The organism is Zobellia russellii (assembly GCF_044597075.1).
Taxonomy (GTDB): Bacteria; Bacteroidota; Bacteroidia; order Flavobacteriales; family Flavobacteriaceae; genus Zobellia; species Zobellia russellii.
Map to the genome: position 1 here is coordinate 3,583,536 of NZ_CP139000.1, position 26,519 is coordinate 3,610,054.

Annotated in this window: 17 protein-coding genes and 1 tRNA gene; 16 read left to right on the top strand and 2 right to left on the bottom strand. The window is 38.9% G+C overall.

What is annotated here, in order from left to right; genetic code table 11:
• The first annotated feature begins 117 nt into the window (after positions 1–117).
• The 7 genes from SJY45_RS14615 (at position 118) to SJY45_RS14645 (ending at position 13,612) form a co-directional block, all read left to right on the top strand.
• A complete protein-coding gene (locus SJY45_RS14615; protein WP_400071645.1) occupies positions 118–693 on the top strand; it encodes an RNA polymerase sigma factor in 576 nt (191 codons plus the stop codon).
• Positions 694–842: 149 nt separating this feature from the next.
• Entirely contained in the window at positions 843–1,964 is a 1,122-nt protein-coding gene (locus SJY45_RS14620; RefSeq protein WP_400071647.1) for a FecR family protein, read from the top strand.
• A 166-nt stretch (positions 1,965–2,130) separates the two neighbouring features.
• Positions 2,131–5,592 carry a TonB-dependent receptor gene (locus tag SJY45_RS14625; protein ID WP_400071649.1) on the top strand — a complete coding sequence of 1,154 codons (3,462 nt, stop codon included), beginning with the start codon at positions 2,131–2,133 and terminating at the stop codon, positions 5,590–5,592.
• Between the two features lie 10 nt (positions 5,593–5,602).
• Positions 5,603–7,333, top strand: a complete 1,731-nt coding sequence (locus tag SJY45_RS14630) for a RagB/SusD family nutrient uptake outer membrane protein (RefSeq protein ID WP_400071651.1) — start codon at positions 5,603–5,605, stop codon at positions 7,331–7,333.
• A gap of 75 nt (positions 7,334–7,408) precedes the next feature.
• Positions 7,409–10,102, top strand: coding sequence for a GH116 family glycosyl-hydrolase (locus tag SJY45_RS14635; protein WP_400071653.1), 2,694 nt, complete (start codon positions 7,409–7,411; stop codon positions 10,100–10,102).
• Between the two features lie 99 nt (positions 10,103–10,201).
• Entirely contained in the window at positions 10,202–13,024 is a 2,823-nt protein-coding gene (locus tag SJY45_RS14640) for a GH116 family glycosyl hydrolase (protein WP_400071655.1), read from the top strand.
• A gap of 6 nt (positions 13,025–13,030) precedes the next feature.
• On the top strand, positions 13,031–13,612 hold the full coding sequence (locus tag SJY45_RS14645) for a hypothetical protein (RefSeq protein ID WP_400071657.1): 582 nt from the start codon (positions 13,031–13,033) through the stop codon (positions 13,610–13,612).
• 17 nt (positions 13,613–13,629) lie between these two features.
• Here the strand turns inward: SJY45_RS14645 and SJY45_RS14650 are convergent, their stop codons facing one another.
• Positions 13,630–14,820, bottom strand: a complete 1,191-nt coding sequence (locus SJY45_RS14650; RefSeq protein WP_400071659.1) for a hypothetical protein — start codon at positions 14,818–14,820, stop codon at positions 13,630–13,632.
• A gap of 116 nt (positions 14,821–14,936) precedes the next feature.
• On the opposite strand from SJY45_RS14650, the gene SJY45_RS14655 reads away from it, so the two are divergent.
• The 9 genes from SJY45_RS14655 to SJY45_RS14695 all read left to right on the top strand — a co-directional run bounded on the left by SJY45_RS14655 (position 14,937) and on the right by SJY45_RS14695 (position 25,131).
• The gene (locus tag SJY45_RS14655; protein WP_400071661.1) at positions 14,937–18,170 is read left to right on the top strand and encodes a DUF1553 domain-containing protein; all 3,234 of its coding nucleotides are present in this window, start codon (positions 14,937–14,939) and stop codon (positions 18,168–18,170) included.
• A 10-nt stretch (positions 18,171–18,180) separates the two neighbouring features.
• Positions 18,181–19,671 carry a DUF1501 domain-containing protein gene (locus tag SJY45_RS14660; RefSeq protein WP_400071663.1) on the top strand — a complete coding sequence of 497 codons (1,491 nt, stop codon included), beginning with the start codon at positions 18,181–18,183 and terminating at the stop codon, positions 19,669–19,671.
• A 26-nt stretch (positions 19,672–19,697) separates the two neighbouring features.
• Positions 19,698–20,744, top strand: a complete 1,047-nt coding sequence (locus SJY45_RS14665) for a 6-bladed beta-propeller (RefSeq protein WP_400071665.1) — start codon at positions 19,698–19,700, stop codon at positions 20,742–20,744.
• Positions 20,745–20,862: 118 nt separating this feature from the next.
• Positions 20,863–21,399 carry a RidA family protein gene (locus tag SJY45_RS14670; RefSeq protein ID WP_400071666.1) on the top strand — a complete coding sequence of 179 codons (537 nt, stop codon included), beginning with the start codon at positions 20,863–20,865 and terminating at the stop codon, positions 21,397–21,399.
• Between the two features lie 3 nt (positions 21,400–21,402).
• Positions 21,403–22,413 carry a TRAP transporter substrate-binding protein gene (locus tag SJY45_RS14675; protein ID WP_400071668.1) on the top strand — a complete coding sequence of 337 codons (1,011 nt, stop codon included), beginning with the start codon at positions 21,403–21,405 and terminating at the stop codon, positions 22,411–22,413.
• Positions 22,403–22,867: a TRAP transporter small permease gene (locus tag SJY45_RS14680; protein WP_400071670.1), complete on the top strand. Its 465-nt coding sequence runs from the start codon at positions 22,403–22,405 to the stop codon at positions 22,865–22,867. The genes SJY45_RS14675 and SJY45_RS14680 overlap by 11 nt, the downstream gene beginning before the upstream one ends.
• Positions 22,864–24,138: a TRAP transporter large permease gene (locus SJY45_RS14685; protein ID WP_215436109.1), complete on the top strand. Its 1,275-nt coding sequence runs from the start codon at positions 22,864–22,866 to the stop codon at positions 24,136–24,138. The genes SJY45_RS14680 and SJY45_RS14685 overlap by 4 nt, the downstream gene beginning before the upstream one ends.
• 11 nt (positions 24,139–24,149) lie before the next feature.
• On the top strand, positions 24,150–24,965 hold the full coding sequence (locus SJY45_RS14690; RefSeq protein ID WP_400071671.1) for an alpha/beta hydrolase: 816 nt from the start codon (positions 24,150–24,152) through the stop codon (positions 24,963–24,965).
• A gap of 94 nt (positions 24,966–25,059) precedes the next feature.
• A tRNA-Arg gene (locus SJY45_RS14695) sits at positions 25,060–25,131 on the top strand.
• Positions 25,132–25,383: 252 nt separating this feature from the next.
• Here the strand turns inward: SJY45_RS14695 and SJY45_RS14700 are convergent.
• Positions 25,384–26,115, bottom strand: coding sequence for a hypothetical protein (locus SJY45_RS14700; RefSeq protein ID WP_400071673.1), 732 nt, complete (start codon positions 26,113–26,115; stop codon positions 25,384–25,386).
• Positions 26,116–26,519: the final 404 nt, after the last annotated feature.

Genomic DNA, 26,519 nt, shown 5'->3' on the forward strand with positions numbered 1-26,519 from the left:
ATTTGTTTTGTGAATAGTAAGGTTGTGGTCATTCATTTTTGATTATTCAATAATATTTATGTACTTTTTTTCTACATTTAGAATTTGAATTTGTATTTATGCTTTTTTCGGCAAATCATGATTGATAAAAAAAACCATAGCGATGACTTATTGGTGACCCAATTTAAAGAGGGTAATAAGAGGGCATTTCAGGCCCTTTTTGAAAAGTATTGGGAAGCTATGTTCATTAAGGCCAATTCCATTCTTGGAAACAGAGCAGCAGCAGAAGATATTATTCAAGAAGTCTGGATCAATCTATGGAAGCATAGGAAAAAACGTGATATTGTAAATTTTGAAGCGTATCTCTTTAAATCTGTAAGTTATGGGTGTTTTAAATATTTAAGAGATAACAAATTTAACAATACCCAACTTAAGGTCATCAGTTCTTTGTCCCTTATTTCCGAGGCGGAGATAGAGGGCCAGCATAATTTGGCGCATGTGCAGACCATTTTAGATGCATCTTTAAATGAGCTATCTCCTAGGTGCCAACAGATATTTAGGTTGAGTCGTATGGAACATGCTACCAATGAAGAGATTGCCATGAGATTCGGCATATCAAAACGATCGGTCGAGAATCAGGTGTCTTTGGCCTTAAAGGTAATAAGACAGCATATGGCTACACTTCAGGTTATCTTTCTCTATTTTTTTGTTTAAATAGCCCCTTACTTACGGTTTTATATCTGCCTCGAAAGGTGTTTTTAGAATTACTGGCCCATTACTAAATTGTTAAAATTGTGTTAAAATCATATTTTTTGTGTGAGTTTTAATGGTTTCATGGTTCCTATTTATGGAGGAGTTTAACAATGCAAGAACAAGAATTCAGAAAACTATTGGATAAGTATTTGGAGGGTTCCATTTCGGACCAGGAAATGCAACTTTTAAAAAAGTTTAGTAGTGAGTTAGGTTTCAATATACAAAAAGAGACTTTTGAGGGTGATGCTGATCGTAGTCAAGTGAAAAATTCGCTATGGAAAAAAATTCAACCGTACACTGAAGAAAAGTCAAATAGATTTCGATTTAAGCAAGTAGTTTCCGTAGCAGCTATACTCATCGGATTTTTGTCTGCCGGATACATTTACTTTGGTGCAAGTGGAGATTATCGGAATGAAGTGCCTAAGAATGTAATAACACTAAAACTTAACGATGGTAGTGTTCGCGTCATTGAAGAAAATGCGAAAATTACCTTGACTGATGATGCGGGAAGTGTAATAGGTCATCAACAGGGAAAGGAACTGACCTATTCGGAAACTGATGAAGCCGAGGAATTAGTGTATAATACGTTAACCATTCCTTATGGTAAAACTTTTCGGGTAAGGTTATCCGATGGAACAGTTGCTCATTTAAATTCGGGGTCTTCTTTAAAATATCCTACAAGGTTTTTGAAAAAACAAGAAAGGCAAGTCTACATTACTGGAGAAGCATATCTTCAGGTAGCAAAAGATTCACTACGCCCGTTTATTGTAAATACAGAGAAATTGAATGTTCAAGTTTTAGGAACCGAATTCAATATATCTTCTTATCCGGAAGATGAAACAGCCGACGTAGTTCTCGTGGAAGGTTCGGTGAGTCTTTATGCGGAAGATAAGACCGCAACCCAGAAAAATACGGTGATACTTAAGCCAGGGTTCAAAGGAAGTTTTGATAAAAAGAAAGAAGAAATACAGCAAAGTAAAGTTTCAACAAAGTTGTATACTTCTTGGGTGAAAGGAGAACTAATTTTTCGGAACGTTACTTTTGAAAATATTATTAAAAAGTTAGAAAGACATTATAACGTTTCAATTGTCAATCATAATAAGATATTGTCTAACAAGAAATTCAATGCCAATTTCGGAAATGAGCCTATAGAAAAGGTTCTTTCTGAATTAAAGGAAAATTATGGAATTGATTATACGGTTAAAAACCCAGGAACAATTCTTATTAAATAATTTAACTGAACTATAACTTAAATAATAGCCAATGAACAGAGACTAATAAACCAAGAAAGTCGCACTGGTATTATAATATAAAAAAATCGGAAAATGCGCCAACATTTCCCGATTCAATACCTGTGATTAAATTAAAACAAATAACCACATTTAACACCTTAAAAGTATGAAAAAACTTCTTAATCGTACAAGAAGCTCCTATCCTATATTTAAATATGATTTAAAGATGAAACTCAGCACGCTGTTTATATTGGTAGCTTTCTTTTCCTTGCAAGCCAACGATACTTATTCACAGCGGATGAAAATCACTTTAAAGCTAAGTAATGTTACTATAGGAGAGCTTATAGATCAAATAGAGACAACGTCAGAATTTCAATTCGTATACAAGATCGAGGATGTTAATTTAACTCGCTCGGTTTCTATAAATGTAAAGAACGAGAAGATTGTCAAAATATTGGAACAAGTTTTTCACGATACAGAAACCGATTATAGTATAAATGGCAGGCGTATATATTTAGTTGAAAGAAAGAAAATTCCTTCGGAAATTATTAACAAGGTTACCATGTCTTCGCACGTTCAAAGAACGGAGGTCAAAGGTACGGTGACAGATTCAGAGGGCTTTCCTTTGTCCGGAGCTAACATAGTAGAAAAAGGAACTGCCAACGGTGTTACTGCAGATTTTGATGGTAATTTTTCCATATTACTAAGTAAAGCAAATGCTACTTTGCAAATATCTTATATTGGTTTTGCAACGAAAGAGATTGCTGTAAATGGGGAAAATACGCTTAATATAACATTATTGGAAAGTGCTGCTGGGCTAGATGAGGTCGTGGTCGTCGGTTTTGGAACAAGAGGAAAAAAATCTTTAACAGGAGCGATTGAAAATGTAGATGTTGGCCCCATACAAAAGAGGTCAAGTTCTAACCTTATCGTAAATTTACAGGGAGCAATCCCTGGATTAGTTGTCTCTAGAGGACAGGGTGACCCTGGAGATGAACGTGCCGACATACAAATTAGAGGAGCTTCAAGTATTAATGCTACCAAGCCTTTATTGATTATTGACGATGTGCCCTATGATAACTTATCAGTTCTGTCATCACTTAACCAAAACGACATTGCCCAATTTTCTGTTTTAAAGGATGCAGCAGCTGCTTCACTTTATGGTGCCAGAGCAGCAGGAGGGGTTATATTGGTAACTACTAAAAACGGAAAACTAGGAAAGCCTAAAATTAGCTATTCCGGTAAGTCAACTTTTGAGTTTCTCGGTCGAGAGGTACAACCAGCTACACAAGCTCAATATTTTCAAATGTATGATGAGGCTAGCGTGTTGGACGGGATTTCAAATCATCGATATAAGGCGGGAGAAGAGTTTTGGCTAAACGGTGCTCCGGGTACAGGCCCTTCACCTTTTTTTGATGCTATAGATTTTACTTACGCAGATAGAAACTTTGTAGATGAAATGTGGAAAGATTATGCGTTGGGCAAGATTCATAATCTTACTGTTTCAGGAGGCTCTGAGAAACATACATATAATTATTCATTTGGCTATATCGATACGGAAGGGTTACAGGCGCCAGCCGAAAACAGTTATAACCGCTTTAATATAAGACTAAATAATAATCTGAAGTTTTCCGATAAATTGAACTTGGGTTTGTCTTTTTATATTGAAAGAGGTGTTAAAGATCGTCCCACTTTATTGAATAGCGTTTTTCATGATGGGAATGACGTATACTGGTATACTTTACCTAACATGGCATACTTGAACTCCCAAGGAGAAAACTATGGATTTGGGGGTACTACTGATCCCATTGCTATGCTTGAATTGGGAGGAAGAACAAAAGAAGTAAGCAATAGAATGAATTCTAGGGTGAAACTGAGCTATAAGATTTTACCTAATCTTGATATAAGTGCTATCGGGGGAATAAACGTTGATAAAAACTTTAGCGATGGACTTACAAAGATTATTACCTATTATGACTGGAGCGGTGAGCAAATTAACAAAAGGAGGCCTGATAGAAATAGGGCTAGCAAGAGTTATGATCAAAGAATTTTTCAGAACTATTCGGCATTTGCTAATTATAATGAAAGCTTCGACCAAATTCATAATGTAAGTGTTTTATTAGGTGGGTCTTACGAAAAGAGCGAATTTGATGGGTTCTCAGCTTATAGAAGAGACTTGCTGACCGAAGAATTGCAGTCTCTGCAATTAGGTGATGTGGATGAACAATACAACAATAGTTCTGCCAATGCCTGGGCATTAGGGTCCTTTTTCGGAAGGTTAAATTACTCTTTTGATTCCAAATACTTGATAGAACTTACTGCTAGACGTGATGGGAGTTCACGATTTACAAAAAACAACCGTTGGGATAATTTTGGAGGAATTTCAGCAGGATGGAATATATCTGAAGAGAAGTTTTTTAACGTGAAGGCCTTAGATAGGCTAAAGGTAAGAGTCTCCTATGGAGTGGTCGGCAACCAGAGCAGTATTGGTTTGTACGACTATATTCAATCAATAAATGTAAATAGCGGCATTTATCCATTCGGCACCACACAATCAAGGAATTTAGCTGCTTCGCTAGGGGCATTGGCAAGTGAGAATAGAACATGGGAGCGAATATCTACTACCAACTTTGGTATTGACTTTGGTTTGTTCGATTCTAAGATTACAGGTTCGTTCGATTATTTTAAAAAGCGGAACAAAAATATGCTAGTGGGTATAACCCTTCCGTCGGTTTTAGGAGCGACACCGCCTACAAGTAATTTCGGTGAGTTAGAAACTACCGGGTGGGAAGCATCTTTGGTCTATAAAAACCATGATAAAGAATTTAAATATCAATTCGATGTCGGGGTAAGTGACAATAAAAACAAGATTGTCTCTTTAGCTGGGTCAAATGTGATTTCTGCTAGTAGAATGGGAGCCGTTGAAGGGTATCCAATGAATTCACTATTTGGGTATAGCCGTGAAAAACTATTGACCGGCCAAGAAGAATTAGAGGCCTATAAACAATTAGATGGTGTACCGCAAGGTCTAAGAATTGGTGATGTAAAATTCGCCGATTTAAACAACGATGGTAGAATAAGTGTTTACGACGATAATGGTAATCTAGCAGATGTTAAGTACTTGGGAAGCAACAACCCTAGATACAACTACTTTTTTAATACCAGCTTCATTTGGAAAAATTTTGATTTCTCGGCTTATTTTAGTGGATGGCTGAAGGATGATATAATCCGTACGGGTACTTCCTCTATTCCCTTTAATCAATGGTGGCATAACCAAGATTCTTATTTCTATAATAATACTTACCACTCAGAATTGAGGCCTGACAAAGAACTACCATCACTCAGCGTTAATGGAAGTATTGTTAATTGGAACTACCGCTTTGCAGATTGGAGAGTGTATAATAACAGTTTTGTTAGGTTGAAAAATATCAATTTAGGATACACCTTTCCGGACAACTTGTCTAAGCAACTACGAGCCAGTAGTATTAGAGCTTTCGTGAGTGGAGATGATTTGTTTGAATTTATTAACGCTCCTGATAAGGGGAAAGACCCTGAAAGACCTTATAACTGGTCTGGAGGTATACCTTTTACGAGAAGGGTAACGGTAGGAGTGGATATTAATTTTTAAGAAAATAGCAATGAAAAAATATAATATATATAAATACATAAAAACGTGGAGTGTTTTTATGCTCGTAGTAAGCACATGGTCTTGCAATGATGATTTAGATTTATTACCAGAAGATAGTATTTCAGATGTTTCTTTTTGGAAAAATGCCAGTGATTTTGAATTGGCCGCCAATAATTTCTATTTTTCGTTAAAGACCTATTCAAATGAACCTGATGCCAATTCAGATATAGTAACATCTTGTGAAACCTATAATACGGTAAGTGACGGTAGTTACATACCCTCCGAGCAAAGCTCGGTCTGGAACAACGCATACAATGAGATTAGGGGTGTCAATAATTTGATTGTCAAAGCTCAAGAATATGAAGGGGAGGTTTCTGAAATACAACAGTACGTAGGAGAAGCTAAATTTTTTAGGGCCTATCTGTATTTTAGGCTATTGAAGAATTTTGGGGGAGTTCCATTGATTTTGAAACCTTTGGACATTGACTCTGAAGAACTCTTTGCAAAAAGGGCGGATAGAAAAGAGGTTGTAGCCCAGTTGCTTGAAGATCTTCAAGAAGCCATAAACGTACTGCCTTCGGCAGGTAATCTGGCAGATGAAGAAGAAGGGAGAATTAGTAGCGAAGCAGCAGAGTCGTTTATGGCAAGAGTGGCCCTTTTCGAGGGTACTTGGCAGAAATTTAGAAATAATGGTTCAGACGCGGCGGAATATCTAAAAATTGCTGCTGATGCCGCCAACAATGTCATCAATAGTGGTGCCTATGGTATTTTTGATCAACTTGGAGACGATAGTTACAGGTACTTGTTTTTAATAGATAATAATGCCGTAGCAAAATCCAATCCGCTTAACCTCAACAAATCCGATATAAACGAATTTATCATTACAAGAAAGTATTCTTTTGAATTTGGCATTACCAATGGTCATTCTCATGGAGTGACACAAGAGAATGCGCCAACCAAAAAAATGGCGGATTTTTATTTGTGCTCCGATGGGCTTCCTATTGACAAATCACCTTTGTTTCAGGGTAGGGCAACATTTACATCCGAGTTTGAGAACCGTGATAATAGAATGCGTAACTCTTTGGCCATTCCAGGTATTCGTTATTACAGTTATGGTGCCCTAGGGAGAGATTTTGATAATCCTGAAAACCCTGGGGAAGGCACAGGAATCCACAAAGCTAACTTTGGAGAAAACACCTGTACCGGTTATACTTTAATTAAGTTTACTACAGAGAAAAAAGACATTAGTTTAGGGCAAGAAGAAACGGATTACCCTGTGATGCGCTATTCTGAGGTTCTCTTGATTTTTGCCGAGGCCAAATATGAGTTAAACGGTAGTATATCGGACGAAGAATTGAATAAATCGATTAACTTATTGAGAAATAGGGCCAAACTGCCCAGTTTGACGAATGCTTTCGTAGAATCAAACGGCCTTGATATGCGTGAGGAAATCAGAAGGGAACGTACAGTTGAATTATTTATGGAAGGTTTTAGGTTAGAAGATTTAAAGAGGTGGAAAACTGCCGAAACCGAATTACCAAAGTCGATTAGGGGAATTCTCTATAATGGTACGGAGTATGCGGGCGACCCTGATTACGATACACTTGAACGTTTTGATGAGAATGGGTTTTATTTATGGCAATTCTCGGGTAACAGAAGGTTTGAAGAGAAACATTATTTGTTTCCGTTACCTACGCAACAGGTAGAATTAATGGGTATAGAACAAAATCCAGGATGGTAAAATTAACCGAAGGGATAAGAACAAGTATCCTTTCCTTCTTGTTAAAACACCACAAAATCACTCAAAAAAACAACGATGAAATATAATTTTATAGCCTTAAGTGTATTGCTCTTTAGTACTACAATGGTTAGTTCTCAAAAAGACGAACAAAAGGAAGAATTAGAGCTGAACTCTGATAAAACCCATGTTGTCAAAAATTTCCCCAAAAATTTTGAATCGCAATTGCTAGAAAGAGGAGAGCCTCTTATTTATACCAAAGAAAATTCGAATAATTTTGAGTTTATAGGAATGCCGGTGGGTGGTATAGGGGCTGGGCAGCTGTATTTGGGTGGAGATGGAAAACTTTGGTTTTGGGATATTTTCAATACTAATTACAAAAAGGGACAATTAAAGGGAGAGGAAGCCTATGAATACCCATATAAAAGAATTGAGGAAGGGAAGTATGGTACGCATCAAGTTGAGCAAGGTTTTGCTGTTAAAATTAGAAAAAGTGGAGGTGAAGCAATCATAAAAAAACTCGACCGGGACCATATTTCGCATATAGAGTTTAAAGGCCAATATCCTATAGGTGAGGTGAATTACTCTGATAGTGCTTTGCCAATAAGTTTAAAAATGGAGGCTTTTTCTCCTTTTTTGCCTTTGGACTTAAAATCATCTAGCTTTCCAGCAACTGTATTTAATTTTACTATTAAGAATGAATCGGAAGATGATTTGGTTGTAGAACTTGGTGGTTGGTTGGAAAATGCTGTTTTAATTGAATCTAGGCTTAGTCAGAATATTCAACTTCAAAATAAAATAACTAAAGGAGCAGACAGAACCTTACGGCTAAATTGTAGTTCTGTAGTTGATAATGAAGTTGACTCCTTGACCGCTAAATATGACTATGGCACCATGGGTTTGACCTTGCTTGAAGGTGACGTTAATAGCTATTCGGCCAGTAATGTTGATATTGACAGATTGGGTAAGAGTCTTTTCATTGAGGACAATGAGTTGAGATTTTCGAACACATACAATCAAAAACCCATTGTAGGTGCTCTGGTTAAAAAAATGTCTTTGAAGCCTAAGGAATCAAAACAAGTCAACTTTATTTTTACCTGGCATTTTCCGAATAGCCAAGTGGCCAAAATAATTGGTAAAAAGGGGAAATCTTACAACAATCTCTTTAAAAGTGCTGATGAAGTGGCAACCCAAATAGTTGCTGATTTTCAAAGACTTTCGTCAAAAACCAAACTTTGGAGAGACACATGGTATGATTCTACTTTACCTTATTGGTTTTTAGATAGAACGTTCTTGAATACCTCCATATTGGCCAGCAGCACGAGTCATATTTTTGAGAATGGGCAATTTTATGGCTTTGAGGGGGGGTATCAAGGTTTAGGGACCTGTACTCATGTTTGGAGCTATGTACAGGCCATGGGGCGTCTATTTCCTGAATTAGAGATTAGTTTAAGAGAACATACTGATTTTTCGCCTTTTCCAGACGGCGGCTTGTTTCCCTCCGGAGTGGTTAATTTTAGAGGGCGTACCAAAATGGGTAAAGGATGGGGTAACGGTATGGCAGTGGATGGTCAGTCAGGTCTGATACAAAGGTCTCTTTTGACACATCAATCTTCTGTTGATAATAACTTTCTAAAGAAAAACTACAAGGGAATCAAAACAGTTATGGACGGACTCATAAATGCCAATGATAACAATCATGATGGCATTTTAAGTGGACCCCAACACAATACCCTAGATGCAGATTGGTTTGGAGAAATTACATGGCTTAGCTTACAATATCAATCTGCCTTAAGAGCTATGGCGGTCATGGCAAAAGAAATGGAAGATCAAGAGTATGCGGATTTTTGCATTTTGCTAGCTGATAAGGGGAAGCATTTTATTGAAAACAATTTATTTAATGGCGAGTATTTTATTCAAAGGGGAGACCCTGAACATCCTGACTCGCCTGGTGTGTATAATGGTTGTGAGTATAGCCAGCTATATGGTCAAAGTTGGGCATATCAATTGGGTCTTGGTAGTATCATTGATTCGAATAAAGTCACCGAGGCATTAAATAGCCTATGGAAATTTAATTTCACAACTGATGTAGGGCCTTATCGTAGAGTGAAACCTACCGGTAGATGGTACGCTATGCCTGGTGAAGGCGGTTTTATTGCCTGTACCTGGCCTAATGGCGGCTCGGAAGTTTTAGAAAAAGGCAACCCCAGATTTGCAGCTTACAATAATGAAAGTCAAAATGGTTATGAGTATGCTCTTTCTCATTTAATGATGTCACATAATATGCCGTTACGTTCAATGGCCCATACTTGGTATATGCAGAATAATAGATATCATGGTTCTAAAAGAAACCCTTGGTGCGAGGTAGAATGGGGAGTACATTACTCACGTTCAATGGCAAGTTACGGAGTGTTTATAGCGGCTACTGGTTTTCAATATCATGGGCCTAAGGGCTATCTTTCTTTTACACCAAAAATAACCCCTTCCAATTTTAAATCACCCTTTACTACTGCGGAAGGTTGGGGAACTTATGAGCAGAAAAGCTCTAATGACTCATTCGATGCATCCGTTACATTAAAACATGGGAAATTGGCACTTAAGACATTAGAGTTGGGTCTTCCTGTAGATTTTAAAATAAACAAAGCTTCCGTTTCTCTTAATGGCAAGAAATTAAAAAGTTCCTTCACTATGGAAAAAAATCGAGCTATCCTTCAATTGGATGGAAAAATTCGAATTTCTACTGGCCAAAGTTTAGTGGTTACTATTGATTGAAAAACTGATTAATAGTATTAATGTAAGATTGGATATCTGTCGTTCTTCCCTATTACTAATTTAGAAAGTGAGTGGCTAAATTCTTAGATTGATATATAAATGAAAAAAATACAAATGGGTCAATTTGATAAAAGAAAAGCCTTTACATATGACATACCTGAAACAGGTCAGCTATTGTTCTTACTCTTAATTTTATTTTCATTAAGTAATATTTCGGCTCAAACCTCTCGGAAAGACCCATATATTCCTATAGATAAAAATTTGGACCCTCAATGGGTCAAATCCTTATTTGAAAAAGGAGAGCAAAAGGTTTATGTTGGAGATGAACTTAGGTATTTGGCCATGCCTTGTGGTGGAATAGGTTCTGGACAGGTAAATGTAACAGGAGATGGCAGGTTGTCTTTTACGGAATCGGTATATAATGTTCAACAACAACCCAACAGTGGGCATGGTTTGTCTACTGGGTATAATTACCTGCACCCTGAGGAGCCCGTTTCGAAAGTGGAAAATGCATTTTCTATTCGTGTCAAAACCGCTGATGGTACAAATAAAGTTCTAAAATTGAACAAAGATGATTTTGATGATATTCAGTTTATAGGAGAATATCCAATGGCTGAAATCCGGTACCAACAAAAATCAGAAAAGCTTCCTGTAGAAATCAGTTCCGAGGTCTTTTCGCCATTTGTACCGCTTAATCTAAGAAACTCGGCCAATCCGGTTACAGTGGTGAGCTATTCGGTGACTAATACCAGTGATAAGTCAGTTGAAGTTTCAATATCCGGGTGGCTTAAAAATATTCAGTTTCCAGACGCATCTAAAGTGGAGCATACTAATACGGTGATGAAGTCCAAGGGTGTTAAAGGACTTTCGTTGGAAATGAAGGCGGTTAATGCTTCCGAAGAAGTAATGAAACATCCACAATTAGGAGGGTTCTCATTATCCGTTTTAGATTCAAAAGCACAAGTATATGTTTCTAATGCTTCAAACGAATCATTCCTTCAAAAATGGGGCGCGGATAACACAAGTAATCCAAGGGAGTCCAATTATAATTCACAAGAATCAACTGGTGGTAACGTTGTATCAAGCATAAAAATAGCACCCAATAGAACAAAACGGATTACTTTTTTGGTTACGTGGTATTTCCCTAATGCGTATGAAGATGGTAAACGTTACAAAGATGCCCTTAAGGAAGCTCCTGGCTGGGTTGGTCATGTCTACAATAATTGGTATTCTAATTCTTTTGATGTGGCCAAATATGTTTCTGATAACTTTTCAAACCTTTACAAAGACACAAAATTATTTGGAGATACTTATTTTGATACCTCATTACCCTACTGGCTTGCAAACCGCATAACCATGCCGGTTTCTACGCTGGCCGCAGGAAATATTTCTATTTGGGAAAATGGACGGATGTACGGATATGAAGGAATTGGTTTCTGCCAGGGAACCTGTGGTCATGTGTATAATTTTGTTGCAGCAATCTACAAACTGTTTCCAGAACTAGAGCGATCCGTACGATTACTTCAGGATTTTAATAGTACAGAGAAATACAGTGGGTTTAGTCCGTCTGGGCGAATAAATTTTAGAGGATATGGAGTAAACAAACCGAACGTGCCTCATAGTTACGCTTCGGATGCGCAAAGCGGTTATGTTTTAAAGGCCTACCGAGAGCATTTAAATTCACCTGACAATGAGTTCTTAGATACCGTTTGGGAAAAGGTGAAGATGGCAATTGGATATCATATTTTTAAAGATGGTGCTGAAATCGGACTTGAGCCGAATGGTGTACTTGAAGGTGAGCAAACGTTTTGGGACCCTATGTGGTACGGTCCAAATCCTTACAATAACACTTTATATCTAGCAGCTTTACGTGCCGCCGAAGAGATGGCAAAGATACAGGGAGAACCTGAACTGGCCGGGCGTTATCATAAGCTATTTGAATCTGGAAGAAAGTTTATGGATGAAAAGATGTGGAACGGAGAATTTTATGTACACCTCTACCCTGTGGGCCTTAACGGAAATGTGGGTGTGAAAAATGGATTTAAGCTCCCGTCGGAAATTGATGCTAATGCGGAAAGTTATATCAAGGCTTTTAATGAGGGTAGATCGGGTTATTTTCCTGGTACGGCCTGTGATGCACAGCAGTTGTTTGGGCAGAATTGGACTAATCAGCTTGGTTTAGGTAATATATTGTCCCCAGAACACTCCAAAATTGCTGCTAAAAGCATTTTTAAATATAATTGGACGCCGGATATTGCTACTATTTATGATTTTGAAAAGCCCAATGCACGAATCCTAGCGGAAAAAGGTGAAGCAGCTATGATCAATGGAGGGTGGACAAAGGAAAAACCTAGGGCTTTTGAAAACACTCATGATAAGACTAATGTTTGGACAGGCCTAGAGTATGAGGCAGCCTGTGATATGATTAATGAGGGTTTGTTGGAAGAGGCTTTGGTTTCTCTTCGTTCTATTGATGATAGATATAATGGAGCAAAACGTAATCCTTGGAACGAAGTAGAAGGTTCCAACCATTACTCCCGTGCCATGCATTCATGGAACGTATTGTTGTCTCTTAGCGGATTCACTTATGATGGTCCACAAGGGAGTATCGGTTTTAACCCCAGATTACGTCCTGATTTTTTTAAAAGTTTTTTTTCCGCTGCAGAAGGTTGGGGGAGTTTTACCCAAAGCAGAGATGTTAAGGGACAGACAAATACAATAGAACTAAGTTATGGTAAACTGAAGCTCAATACAGTTACGGTTAACGTAAATGATAAAATAAATATAAATAATATAGCGCTAAAGTTGAATGGGAAAATTATAAAATCTTCCTATGAACAGGATGGTCAAAAAATGAAAATTTTAATCGATGATGCTATTTTACTTCAGGCAAAAGACATATTAGACATCAATTTAAAGTAAATTAAAATGAAAAAATATATAGTTCTATCCCTTATGCTTTGTTTGGCTGTTGCATGTGTAGATACCAATCCTAATCCGTCAAAATTAGAGTCAATCAAGGAAAAGGGTGAAACCTGGGAAGATATTCTTCAAGATCAGATAAAGCTTTTAGGACATAGAAATTGGGTTGTAGTTGTGGATGAGGCCTACCCGTTACAGAGTAGTCCGGGTATTACCATGGTTAGAAGTACTTCCGGACATGTCAACACCTTAAAGACAGTTAAGAAAGTTATTGATGGGCAAGGGCATATAAAACCGATTGTTTATTTGGATAAGGAAATCGATTATATTGATGAAAGTATGGCCAAGGGAATAACCGAATATCGTGAATCTTTAAAACATGTAATTGGTTCGAGTGGAGCTAAAAAGGTAATTCATGAAGATATTATTGGCATGTTGGATAAAGCTTCGGAGCAATTCAATGTTATTGTGGTAAAAACTGATTTTACTATACCCTATACTTCTGTTTTTTTTCAGTTAGACTGTAAATACTGGAATGCAGAAGCCGAGAGAAAAATGAGGGATAAAATGGAGAATTTCATCCATTAAAGGTTTTATACGAACCTCTAATCCAGTTCTAGTGCCTTTACGTGAATTATTTTAGAACTAAGCTCCATCCGGTCAATGCCATTTACTTCCATGAAAACCTCAAAGAACTGGGGTACTTCCCCTAGGTCGGTTTTCATGCGAGATTCCAATTGCTTTACTAAAACAGGGTTGGTGAAGTTTTTTAGACTTTGTGATGCTCCCGTATCCCATAATCCGGCAAAAACATAGATGGCATTGTTGTTAGGGCCTGGTGCTTTAATAATTATGGCGTAATCTTTATGGTACGCTTCTGCATCTCCACTGGGGCGGTAAATAGTGTCGGACCCTTTGGGTGAAAAAGTATCGCCAAGGGGATTGTATTTCACACTACTCTTCTCAATATAGTCTTTAAATATTCCAAGGGTCTTCGCCATTCCTACAACCATAAAATCGTTTTCCGGAAGCTCTTTTGGACCAAAACGTAAAACCGTACGCACGTTAAAATCTTTGTTCTTAGAAGTAAGAACTTTGCTAATATCCTTTACCCATTCCGTACTATTTCTAATTAGAAAGCTGTATTCCATAGGCTCGTATATATAACCTTCACTACCAATTTTAGGAAGTGAATCGTAAAGTTGGTTCTCCGCGTTTATGAGCGCATTCCTAATCACTTTCTCACGATGGGAAGCAGTATCTATTTCTCTGTAAATAAAGAGGTCTCCCAAGACTAGGATCATGGGCTTTTTTGAATTGAAAATACCGTTCCAAATTACAGAATCGGAAAATTGGTTCACAGTTTTATTGTTTCTATATAGTATCCAATTTCCAATAACGGAGCTCAATAAGAGAAAGCCAAGTAGAAGTAGTATCTGTTTTCTAGATAGAAGTCTGTTGGATTCTTTCGGCGTCTTTTTTTTAGTTTCAAATTCTACTTTGTAACTGCCTTTTGGTACACGCAACAAGATGGGGTCGTTTAACCCTTCATTTTGATAATAGGCCTTGAGTTTTTTCCTTAGGTTATAGACATAGACTCGAATAAGTGTACTTTGTGAGGGGTCAAATTCTTTCTTGGCAAATATTTCTGTGGCAATGGTAGTTTCCTTGGGTACATCATCTTCCAAAGTACACTGTACAAGGTATCGCAACAGGTTGGCGTACGTAGTGGAATTGCCAAAAGACTTGCTTGAAATTATCTTGTTGACATAAGAAGTGTAATCCTTGGAATTCATTGCTTCAAAGAAGGAATTTTTTAAAGATAATTAAAATTATTAACAGTTAACGAAACAGTTTTTTAACGCATTAACAGTTAATATGCGGTTGTATATTGATGAAAATTCCAAAACCAATGCGATTTTTATCGAGACTATTTTTAGTTATCTGTTGCCTGTGTTTGAGCTGTTGCGGATGGAACGCACCCGAAGAAATTGAGGAAGCAATGGCGAAACTACCGGAACGGGTAGATTTCAATTATCACGTAAAACCCATATTATCGGATAAGTGTTTTGCTTGCCATGGTCCGGATATGGCCAACCAAAAAGCTGGACTTCGTTTGGATATTGCCAAGAGTGCTTACGAAGCATTGGAAAGCTCGGGGAAGCATCCTATTGTACCTAAAAAACCTGGAGAGAGCGAGGTGGTAACTCGAATTTTATCCGATGACCCAGAACTGAAGATGCCACCTGTAGCGTTTAATGTGGCTTTGAGCAAAAGTGAAATTGCAACGATTACCAAATGGATCGAGCAAGGTGCCGAGTACAAACCCCATTGGTCGTTTATAACGCCCAAAAAAGAAGAAGCTCCAAAAGTGACCCGCACAGAATGGCCCAAGAATACTATTGACCAATTTGTTTTGGCCAAGTTGGAGCATAAAAATTTAAACCCTTCTGAAAGGGCTACAAAAGAGCATCTTATTCGCCGGCTAAGTTTCGATATTGTAGGATTACCACCAACCTTGTTACAGGTTGAGGATTTTGTAAACGACACATCGCCGGATGCGTATGAAAAAGTAGTGAACCGCCTTTTAGCCTCTCCGGCATATGGTGAGCGTATGGCTGCCGAATGGATGGATGTGGCCCGTTATGCGGATAGCGATGGCTATTTGGATGACAAACATCGCGATTTTAGTCCGTATAGGGATTGGGTGATAAAAGCCTTTAACGAGAACATGTCCTACGAGCAATTTGTAACATGGCAGTTGGCGGGAGACCTTGTTAAAAACCCATCGCAAGAAAGTATTTTGGCAACCGCGTTTAATCGCTTGCACAAAAAGAACTCTGAGGCGGGAATTGTTTTTGAAGAATATCGGGTGGAGTATGTGGCGGATCGTACCTTGTCTGTTGGTAAAGCATTTTTAGGATTAAGTATGGAATGTGCCAGATGCCATGACCATAAGTATGACCCGATCAGCCAAAAAGACCATTATGAGCTTTTTGCCTTCTTCAATAGTACAAATGAAATTGGGACGCCAGTATACGGGCCAGGTCAAGTACCCGGACCTTCACTTTTGCTGACAAATGATGAGCAGAAAGAAGTGTTGGAGTTCATAGATAGAGATATCGATTTAACACATAAACAATTGATTTCGGTTGAAAAAGAAACACCGGATGAAATACACAATTGGTCAAGAAATCCTAAGGTTCTAGAGACTTCGCTGCAGAAAAGTTTAAAAAAGGGGTTGCAGGCCAGTTTAAATTTTGATTCGTTTTTACCTCGGGATAAGAAATCGTTCAGCACTCAAAACAACGGGGGAGACAGGCAGTCGGTAACCGTCAGGGAACCAATTATCGACAAGGGTCTAAACGGAAAAGCTGTTTTTTTTGGAGATTATACCACCATGAGAATGCCCGGAAAAGTAGGGTGGTTTGATCAATCTGATCCATTTACCATTTCCATTGCCGTAAAACCGGATAGAAACTATGAAGAGGCCGCAATTTTCACGCATTCCGAAGAAGTTAGGCAAGGATTAAAAGGCTATTCTATGTACCTAGAGGATAACAAGCTTAAGTTTATAATTGCGCGTTCCTGGCCATCCAATGCCATTCAGATAAAAACAAAGGAATCTATTCCTGAGAAAGAGTGGAGCTCCGTAACCGTGTCCTATGATGGGTTGGGCAAAGCGGATGGAATTCATATGTATTTGAATGGAAAAGAGGTGCCGGTAGAAATTGAAATAGACAACCTTTATAAGTCAATCTTATTCAAGAAAAATGCACATAATTATGCCTTTACCGGTTTTACTGTTGGCGTAAGTGGCAAATTTAAATCCTTTAAGGACGGTGGGGTGGATAATCTCAAGATTTATAACAGACAGCTGTCCCCTTTGGAAGTGCTTTACAGCATGGCTCCAAAAACGGCAATAGAAGAAGCAGGGCGTAACGGTAAGGAATTATTGACGGATTTCTATTACCTAAGTATAGACAAGGAGGCGGAAAATACAAGAATTAAGTTGAAGGAACAACGAGAAAAACAGCTTAATGAATTAGAGCCTATAAAAGAAATTATGGTATTGGGAGATTTGCCAAAGCCCAGACCTACTTATATTCTTGATCGCGGAATGTACGATGCTCCTACGGAAGAGGTGCAGCCCAATGTGCCGGAAGTTGTAATGCCCTTTGGCGATGATTTGCCCAAAAACAGGTTGGGACTTTCACAATGGCTGTTCGATAAAAATAATCCGTTAACAGCCAGGGTCTTTGTAAACCGTTTATGGCAAATGCACTTTGGTCAAGGTTTAGTGTCCACTTCGGATGATTTTGGAAACCAAGGCAGCTTGCCGTCCCATCCCGAATTATTGGATTGGCTGGCCGTAGCGTTTATGGAGTCCGGTTGGGATATCAAAAAATTACACAAGCTAATTGTTATGTCCGCCACCTATCAACAAAGCTCGGAACTTACCCCGGAATTGTTGGAAATTGATACAGACAATATCTTATTGGCGCGAGGCCCTAGTATGCGAATGACCGCAGAAATGGTAAGGGACAATGCTTTGGCTATCAGTGGGCTTTTGGTTTCTAAAATTGGAGGAGAAAGTGTTTATCCCTATCAACCGGAAGGCTTGTGGGACGAAATCAGCAACAAGCCCTGGCGCTACAGATACAAACAGGAGCATGGGGAGGGTTTGTACCGAAGAAGTCTTTATACGATATGGAAACGAACCTCGGCACCACCGTCTATGCAAATTTTTGACGGTGGAGACCGGAGTGTGTGCACCGTTAAAAGAAGGGAGACCAGCACTCCGTTACAGGCTTTGGTGCTATTGAACGACCCTCAATATATAGAAGCTTCGTACGTCCTTGCCGAAAGTTTGATTCAGGAAACCGCCTATAACCCGGAACTACTATTGCAAAAGGCGTTTCAACTAAGTACAGGTAGAAAAGCCCAAAAGGAGGAAATGGGTGTTTTGAAGAAGTTTCTTGATGATGAACTCCACCGTTTTTTGGAGCATGAAGAGGATGCCATCGCCTATTTGAATATGGGCGAAACCAAAATAAAAAACACCTCGGACCCAGTGAAGGTGGCGGCATTGGCAACGGTTATTAACGGAATTATGAATACTACCGAAGGATTCACCATACGATAAGAAGAAGATTATGAGAGATATTTATAGAGATATTCATGAACAAAAGAAGTTTGAAGATACCCGTAGGGGCTTTTTAAAGAAAGCGTCCTTGGGGTTTGGATCCATTGCACTGTCCAGTCTTTTGGGTCCAACAGAATCTTTTGCCAATGATTTGCTGGTTTCTAAAAGGCCTTCGTTGGTAAATGCTCATGGAGGCGCATTGGGCGGAACCCATTTTCCCGCTAAAGCCAAACGGATTATTTATTTGTTTCAGAGTGGTGGTCCCTCTCAAATAGAAACGTTCGATTATAAGCCTTCCTTGGCCAAATGGCATGGTCAAGAAATACCTGATTCGGTTAGGGGAACACAGCGTAATTCAGGAATGGTGACTTCACAAAGCACTTTTCCCCTGGTACAGTCCATTTTCGATTTTAAACAATACGGTCAATCCGGTGCTTGGGTGAGTGAGCTTTTTCCGCATACCGCTGGTGTTGTGGATGACCTTTGTATTATAAAGTCAATGTATACCGAAGCTATTAACCATGAACCAGCGGTTATGTTTATGCAAACAGGCTCTCAATTAAGTGGTAGGCCTTCAATTGGGTCATGGTTAAGTTATGGCCTTGGGAGCGATAATAAGGATCTGCCCAATTTTGTAGTGATGCTTTCCAAAGGAGGAGGTGCCCAACCCTTAAGTTCGGCGGCCTGGGGGAATGGGTTTTTGCCTTCCCACCATCAGGGAGTTCAATTTCGTTCGGGCAAAGATTCGGTGTTGTATTTGAATAATCCGCATGGGGTACACGATCACGACCGTAGGCGGGCGCTGGATTATATTTCGGATTTGAACAATCAGCAGTATGATATCTGGAAAGATCCGGAAATTCAATCTAAAATAAATCAATATGAAATGGCATATCGCATGCAGAATTCGGTACCGGATGCGGTAGATACTTCCAATGAGCCAGACCATGTGTATGAATTATATGGTGAGGATGCCAAAATTCCGGGCACCTATGCTGCCAATTGCTTACAGGCAAGGCGTCTAGCGGAAAAAGATGTAAAATTTATACAGCTGTACCATATGGGGTGGGACCAACATGGCGGGCTCCCCAATGGAATTAAAAGACAGGCATTGAGCACAGACCAAGCTACTGCTGGGCTTATTACTGACTTAAAACAACGCGGACTTTTAGAGGATACTTTGGTGGTTTGGGGCGGAGAGTTCGGGCGCACCAGTTTCTCGCAAGGTAGACTAACTGCTGAAAGTTATGGAAGAGACCATCACCCGGGTTGTTTTACCATGTGGATGGCAGGTGCGGGCGTCAAGGCGGGAATGGTCTATGGTGAAACTGATGATTTTAGCTATAATGTTGCCCGGAACGGGGTACATGTCCATGATTTCCAAGCCACCATAATGCACTTGTTGGGTATAGATCATGAAAAGCTTACCTTTAAACACCAAGGTAGAAGATACCGTTTGACCGATGTTCACGGTCATGTAGTAAAAGATATTTTAGCTTAATGCGCATGCCAACAAGAAGAGAATTCATGAAAAAAACAACCATGGGTACGGGAGGTATTTTAGCCATGACCACTGTGCCATTCTATATTAATAATTCAAAAGTTAACTTCAGCGAAGAGATAATTGGACATGGTGATTTTAAATACCGGGTTGAAATGGGTTGGGGAGATTTGGACCCTAAGAAACACCCTGTAAATAATTGCCATGAAATGGTGATGGATAAAAAGGGAAGGTTATTTATGCTTACAGATCATGCCAAGAACAATATGTTGGTATATGATAAATCTGGGGTATTGCTACACAGCTGGACATTAAATTTACCTGGGGCACATGGCCTTACAATTCACGAGGAAGGAGGCGCGGAGTTTCTGTACATTACCGATCCGTCTTTGGGAAGGGTAATAAAGACCGACCTAGATGGAGGTGTGGTACTAGAGATAGCATCACCTGCTTCAAAGGGTATATATGAACAAAATGCACCGTTCAAACCCACGGAAACCGCAATAGGGCCCAATGGTAATATTTATATTGCCGATGGATATGGGTCACAGTTCATTCTGCAATACGACCCCAAGGGTAATTTTATTAGAAAATTTGGGGGAGACAGTTTTCTTACGCCTGAAAAATTTAAACAGGCACATGGTGTTGCTATTGATAATAGGGATCCTTCAAACCCAACGCTACTTTGCACCGCACGTATAAAAAATTCATTCAAGAGGTTTTCCTTGGAAGGGGAGTATATAGAAGATTACTACATGCCCGGTTTGTTTGTGAGTAGACCTGTCATAGATGGTGAAAATGTATACTCGGGAGTTTGTTTTGGTATGGAAGAAGGCAATTATAATATGCAGGCCAACAAGGGTTTTGTAACCATTTTGGATAAGGATAATAAGGTAGTGTCCAACCCAGGTGGCACGGAACCTACATATGAAAACGGGAAATTAAAATTAATGCTCCAAGAAAAACCGATTTTCAAACACTGTCATGATGTATGTGTAGATAACGATAAAAATCTATACGTATGTCAATGGAATGCGGGTGGAATCTACCCATATAAGCTCCATAGAGTTTGAAACTAGTTTCATATTTGAAACAAATTATTTTTTGTTTGTTGGTTATTTTCTGTTATTCAAGGTTTTAATGAAAGTTGTAAATGTGTATCTTGGGCATTCAACAGCGAATTGAAACTTTATGAAAATCTTCTTTGTAGTTGTAGCCATTGCCCTAATTATACCTTTTATGGGTAATGCTCAAAATGATGCCGAATATAATCCAGAAGCTAAACTTGCAAAACTTGGAATTGAACTTGTAGAGCCCTCCGCTCCCATGGCCAATTATGTAAATGCGGTACGTACCGGCAATCTTATTTTTCTTGCCGGTAAAGGACCAACAAAGGCAAATGGTGAGAATATTACAGGTAAGTTGGGGCAAGACCTTACTATTAAAGAGGGTTATGAGGCTGCAAGGATAACGGGCATCAATCAAATTTCGGTCTTAAAATCGGAATTAGGTGATCTTAAAAAGGTAAAGCGTATTGTAAAAGTACGCGGTATGGTAAATGCCGTTCCGGATTTTACCGATCAACCCAAAGTCATTAATGGATATTCGGATCTAATGGTCCAAGTTTTTGGTGAACGTGGCAAACATGCACGTGCTGCAGTTGGCATGGGATCGTTACCCGGCAATATTGCCGTGGAAATAGAAATGGTGGTTGAGGTAGAAGATTAGATTATGTGCAATCAAGGAGTGTTAAGTTATATTTTAAAGAAGGTAGTGCTATGTCTTTTTGCCCTTTTGTGTTTCAATAGTTGTAAACCCGATAAACCCGAACCGGAATTTTTGTTGCGAACGGCCCTTTTGGTAAACGAAGAACATACTTGGTATAAGGCTTTTGTATATTTTGGGCAGATTCTAGAAGAACGAACCGAAGGACGAATAAAGGTAGAGATATACCCTTCCGAACAGTTGGCCAAAGAGGTTGAAGCCATTAGGCTCATTCAGGCCGATGTGATAGATATGACTACCACGGGTTCTATCCTAACCAATTGGTTTGAGGTGGCCACTTTCTGTGAGCTTCCTTTTTTAATGCAGGATTCAACGGACATGAATAGGTATATTAATGGACCAATTGGTAAGTTGATGGAAGAAGAAATGATAAACAAGGCCGGCCTACGGTCATTGGGTCATTTTGAACGTGGCCCTAGGCATTTAACGTCAAACCGTCCTATCCGGCATCCGGATGATTTAAACGGGCTCATCGTAAGAATTCCCAATGTTCCTTCTTTTGTTACGCTATGGAAAGCCCTTGGAGCAAAACCCACGCCCATGGCTTTTTCCGAAGTTTTTACCTCTTTACAGCAAGGTACTATAGAAGCACAGGAAAATCCGTTTGCATTAATCAACAATGCGGGCTTTTCCGAAGTACAGCAGTACCTGAACTTAACGAGCCATGTTGTAAGTTGGGTGTACCCCGTAGTGGGTGAAAAGCAGTTTCAAAGATTACCTCCGGACTTAAAGAAAATTTTTATGGAAGCCGCCAAAGATATGCAGGCCTATGAACACCATCTTTTTTTGGAGAACGAAAAAAGTGTTCAGGAAGAACTAAAGGCCAAGGGTATGGAATTTATAGAGGTGGATAAAGATGCTTTTCAACAAAAATGTGAGGAAGCTATTTACAAAAGCCTTTCGCCTGAAATGCAAAAAATTTACAATCAACTGAAAACAGAGAAAGATGCTTCATAAAGCTATTGGACGTATTCTAAAAGTGGGTGCGTTACTAAGTACGTGGGGGCTGATTGCCACGGTGTTATTACAAATTTTTTGCAGGTTTACTCCGCTTGCAACTCCTTCTTGGACGGAAGAAGCCTCAAGACTCTTTTTTATTTATGCTACATCTTTTGGTGCCGGTCTAGCCATGAAGAGCGAATATTACGTGCATTTAGATATGTTCTTTAGCAGGTTTCCTGTGCGTATGCAGCGTACGTTGGTTAAGGTTATTCCGGTAATAGTCTTGCTTTTGTTTTTGCTCATGGCTATTTATTCTATACAATTTGTAGTGTTGGGTATTCCTGAGAAGTCCCCCAGTTTGGGTTTTAATATGGGCATTGCGTTTTTTAGTATGTTCATTATGTCTGCTTCTATTAGTTATTACCTGTGGAAAAGGATTCAAAGAAATTATAAAAATTCTAAAGTATGATTTGGGTTCTTGTTATTGTATTTATCGTGTGTCTTGTGCTGCGTTTTCCAATAGCCTTTGCGCTTGGACTTTCTTGTTTGAGCTATATTTTGATGAAAGGTATTCCGTTGATTATCGTTCCTATGAAAATGTATGCAGGCATAGATGTATTTGTGCTTTTAAGTGTTCCCGGCTTTATTATGGCAGGAAATCTTATGAACCAGGGAGGGCTAACGGAAAAAATCATCACGTTTTGTAACCATTTGTTGGGGCATATTAGAGGAGGGCTTTCTTTAGTGAACATTGGGGCGTCAATGCTGTTTGCCGGTATTTCCGGTACGGCCATTTCAGATACGGCAAGCATGGGGTCTATTATGATTCCTGCAATGAAAAAGGAAGGTTACGATACTGGTTTTTCATGTGCGGTTACTGCGGCTTCCTCTACTATAGGGCCTATAATACCGCCAAGTGTGCCCATGATTATTGCGGCTACTTTAAGCGGACTTTCCGTTGGTAAATTGTTTCTTGCCGGTGCGCTGCCAGGATTACTTTTAGGAATAGGGTTATTATTGACCGCTTATTTCATATCAAAAAAGAAAAATTACCCCAAACATGCCCGTAGCAGTTTTAAGCAAGTGGCACGTGGTTTTGTAGATACGTTTTGGTCGCTTTTAATGACTTTCATTATTCTGTACGGCATTATCGGCGGAATTTTTACTCCTACCGAGGCTTCTATTATTGCCGTAGTGTACGCTTTAGTGATAGGTAAATTTGTTTATAAACGCTTGAATTTTAAGAACATTCAAGTGGTTTTTCTAGACAGCATGAAAACTTCGGCATCGCTTATGGTGCTGGTTGGTTTTGCCAATCTCTTCGGTTATATATTGATTACGGAGCAGATTCCACAAAGTATCTCCAATGAGATTTTAGGTTTTACGGACAATAAATACGTAGTGCTATTGCTAATCAATCTACTGCTCATAGTGGTCGGGACCTTTATGGAAACTATTGCGGCATTACTTATTCTTTTTCCCATTTTGTTAAAGGTTGCTTTGGCAGTAGATGTTGACCCTATTCATTTTGCGGTAATAGCCGTATTAAATCTAATTATTGGTTTAACCACTCCACCTGTTGGCGTTTGTCTTTTTGTGGCATCTAGTATCGGTAAAATATCTATTGGGGAGGTAAGTAAGGCGGGTATGCCGTTTTTGTTGGTCAGCTTTTTGGTACTCATTCTGGTAACCTTGTTTCCTTGGTTTTCGTTAGCTTTACCTAATCTGTTTATAGATTAAAGCTAGTGCGTATGATATTTAGGGCAAGGGTTGTTTTTTTTAGTTTATTAATGGTGGTTACTACCGCCTTTGGTCAAGAGGGGTATATCTTAAAGGAGAATATTCCCTATTACCCGGAAACCGTCCGATCCCAAAATCAATACTTAAAAGAACGTTGCAAGTTAGATGTTTACTATCCCAAAGATAGTATTAGTGCTCCCGTTGTGGTTTGGTTTCATGGTGGCGGGCTGGAAAATGGAGAGAAGAATATACCGGAGGGACTGGAGGAAAAGGGTATTATAGTGGTGGCCGTTAATTATAGGATGCATCCCAAAGTAAAACACCCCGTCTATATAGAAGATGCGGCAGCGGCAGTAGCTTGGGTTTTTAAGAATATCTCTGAGTATAATGGTAGTTCTGATAAGATTTTTGTTTCCGGTCATTCTGCCGGTGGATATTTGGCAAGTATGGTTGGGTTGGATAAATCCTACTTGGAAAAACATGGTATAGATGCCAATAAAATTGCAGGCCTAGCTCCGTTAAGCGGGCATACCATAACGCATATGACCGTTCGTAAAGAAATGGGAATAGAAGGAACCCAGCCTATTGTAGATAAATATGCGCCCCTATTCCATGTTCGTAAAGATGCTCCACCTATGTTGTTGGTAACCGGCAATCGTGAGTTGGAGCTGTTAGGACGTTATGAAGAGGTAGCTTACTTTTATAGGATGATGAAGGTTTTGGGACACCCAAATGTACAGCTCATGGAACTTGATGGTTATGGCCATATCATGGTCTATCCGGCCTTGCCGTTGATTGTTAATTTTGTAAAGGAAATAACGGAGTAAGTGTTAAAGACTTTTACCTGAAACGGTTTAAAATTAGTTGTCCGGTTGTTTCTGCACTTCTAAAAAAACTTTATTTTTGCCCTCTGGATTAATTGGCCCCGTAGTTCAATGGATAGAATAGAAGTTTCCTAAACTTTAGATGCAAGTTCGATTCCTGCCGGGGTCACTTTTCTTGGAAATGGTTTACTAGATTTTATAGACGTCAAATTTTTTCACCAACTCGTCTATCCTTTTTTTGTTTTCCTCTAGCTTTTCCTGAAGTTCTTTTATCTGTTCTTTCGTAAGGGGGTTCATACCATCATTATTATGATTGTCCGTTTATAACGGCGCATGAAGGCTTACATTGTGTTTTATTTTTATGAATTATGATATTTTTATCATAAGAATTGTTGATAACTTGTTTTAAGACCGAATAATTTCAATTTTTTCTCTTGGCCCAAATCTCATACATAGGTTCTCCTTTACTGTTCTTTCCGGTATGGTGCCAGTCCACATACTTTAGCTCATAATTAAAATTTAGGGTAGCACCAACACGGGAATTATCTTTAGAGAAAAATTCAATATGCTCAACATACTTTCCGTTTTTAGAAGAAAAGCTTCCGCCACCGGTACCAAAAAATTGCATGGTATCCGTATTGTAGGCTATCCATTGAAAACGACCGTCCTTTAGAAATTTCAGTGTTTTTCTGGGGTTTTCCTCACCCCTTCGTTCTTGTCCCGTATCTGGGCCACGGGTAGCGAAAAGCCACTTGCCGTCCAGCTCTTGTTCTAACGGGGCAATGGGTTTAAAGGTTTGTTTGGATTTCATTTCAAGGATGAGATTTTCACCTTCGGTTTTAAAGGGAATATTGAGTGTTTTTAATTGGTCCTTTCCATAATTAGAGTTGAATTCCAATTGTAATACGAGTTCGTTATCTTTTACTTGAACAAAACCACCGCGCGTAATGATAAATTGGGCCGGTTTCTTATCGTAGACGGTATGTGTAAAATAATCACCATCAATTTTGAGTTCATGGGTGATATTTTTTGCATTAACTTCTTCCTCAAAAAAGTAAGTGTTTGAAGGTATTTGCGCATATAATATGTTTGTAAGGGCCAAGAGCAAGCATAAACTAATGCTTTTGAGATGGGGTATGCTGTTTTTTTTCATTTGTCAAGGGTGTTTTAATGTCTTAAAAATAAGATAATTAGATGATATTTTTTGATATAGTTGTAGTTGTAAAAACTTTTTTTCGCGTTTTATCGTAAATTTTTTGAAAACGCTTGTTTTTACAATTTTTTTGTTTTCATTTGTCCTGTCTTTAGCGACGTAAAACTGAAGGCATTATGAGCTTTTAGCTGAACAACATGCAGTGTGTTTCTATGTTCGGGCTATGGGAGATTAGGAAGTCAAATCTCATAGCAACCCATAAGATGGGCGACCGGATTTTAAAGCTAACTTCCGATTTTTTCACTTCTATTGTGCAAAGCCAGCACAACTACTTCTTTATTCCTACTACCCAGGAACAAATTCTTATATGATACCATCGGTAACAATTTCATAACGCGTACAAA

Bases quoted from the DNA above. Each gene is read 5' to 3' on its own strand.
- SJY45_RS14615 (WP_400071645.1), top strand. From the start codon at position 118: ATGATTGATAAAAAAAACCATAGCGATGACTTATTGGTGACCCAATTT.
- SJY45_RS14620 (WP_400071647.1), top strand. From the start codon at position 843: ATGCAAGAACAAGAATTCAGAAAACTATTGGATAAGTATTTGGAGGGT.
- SJY45_RS14625 (WP_400071649.1), top strand. From the start codon at position 2,131: ATGAAAAAACTTCTTAATCGTACAAGAAGCTCCTATCCTATATTTAAA.
- SJY45_RS14630 (WP_400071651.1), top strand. From the start codon at position 5,603: ATGAAAAAATATAATATATATAAATACATAAAAACGTGGAGTGTTTTT.
- SJY45_RS14635 (WP_400071653.1), top strand. From the start codon at position 7,409: ATGAAATATAATTTTATAGCCTTAAGTGTATTGCTCTTTAGTACTACA.
- SJY45_RS14640 (WP_400071655.1), top strand. From the start codon at position 10,202: ATGAAAAAAATACAAATGGGTCAATTTGATAAAAGAAAAGCCTTTACA.
- SJY45_RS14645 (WP_400071657.1), top strand. From the start codon at position 13,031: ATGAAAAAATATATAGTTCTATCCCTTATGCTTTGTTTGGCTGTTGCA.
- SJY45_RS14650 (WP_400071659.1), bottom strand. From the start codon at position 14,820: ATGAATTCCAAGGATTACACTTCTTATGTCAACAAGATAATTTCAAGC.
- SJY45_RS14655 (WP_400071661.1), top strand. From the start codon at position 14,937: ATGCGATTTTTATCGAGACTATTTTTAGTTATCTGTTGCCTGTGTTTG.
- SJY45_RS14660 (WP_400071663.1), top strand. From the start codon at position 18,181: ATGAGAGATATTTATAGAGATATTCATGAACAAAAGAAGTTTGAAGAT.
- SJY45_RS14665 (WP_400071665.1), top strand. From the start codon at position 19,698: ATGAAAAAAACAACCATGGGTACGGGAGGTATTTTAGCCATGACCACT.
- SJY45_RS14670 (WP_400071666.1), top strand. From the start codon at position 20,863: ATGAAAATCTTCTTTGTAGTTGTAGCCATTGCCCTAATTATACCTTTT.
- SJY45_RS14675 (WP_400071668.1), top strand. From the start codon at position 21,403: ATGTGCAATCAAGGAGTGTTAAGTTATATTTTAAAGAAGGTAGTGCTA.
- SJY45_RS14680 (WP_400071670.1), top strand. From the start codon at position 22,403: ATGCTTCATAAAGCTATTGGACGTATTCTAAAAGTGGGTGCGTTACTA.
- SJY45_RS14685 (WP_215436109.1), top strand. From the start codon at position 22,864: ATGATTTGGGTTCTTGTTATTGTATTTATCGTGTGTCTTGTGCTGCGT.
- SJY45_RS14690 (WP_400071671.1), top strand. From the start codon at position 24,150: ATGATATTTAGGGCAAGGGTTGTTTTTTTTAGTTTATTAATGGTGGTT.
- SJY45_RS14700 (WP_400071673.1), bottom strand. From the start codon at position 26,115: ATGAAAAAAAACAGCATACCCCATCTCAAAAGCATTAGTTTATGCTTG.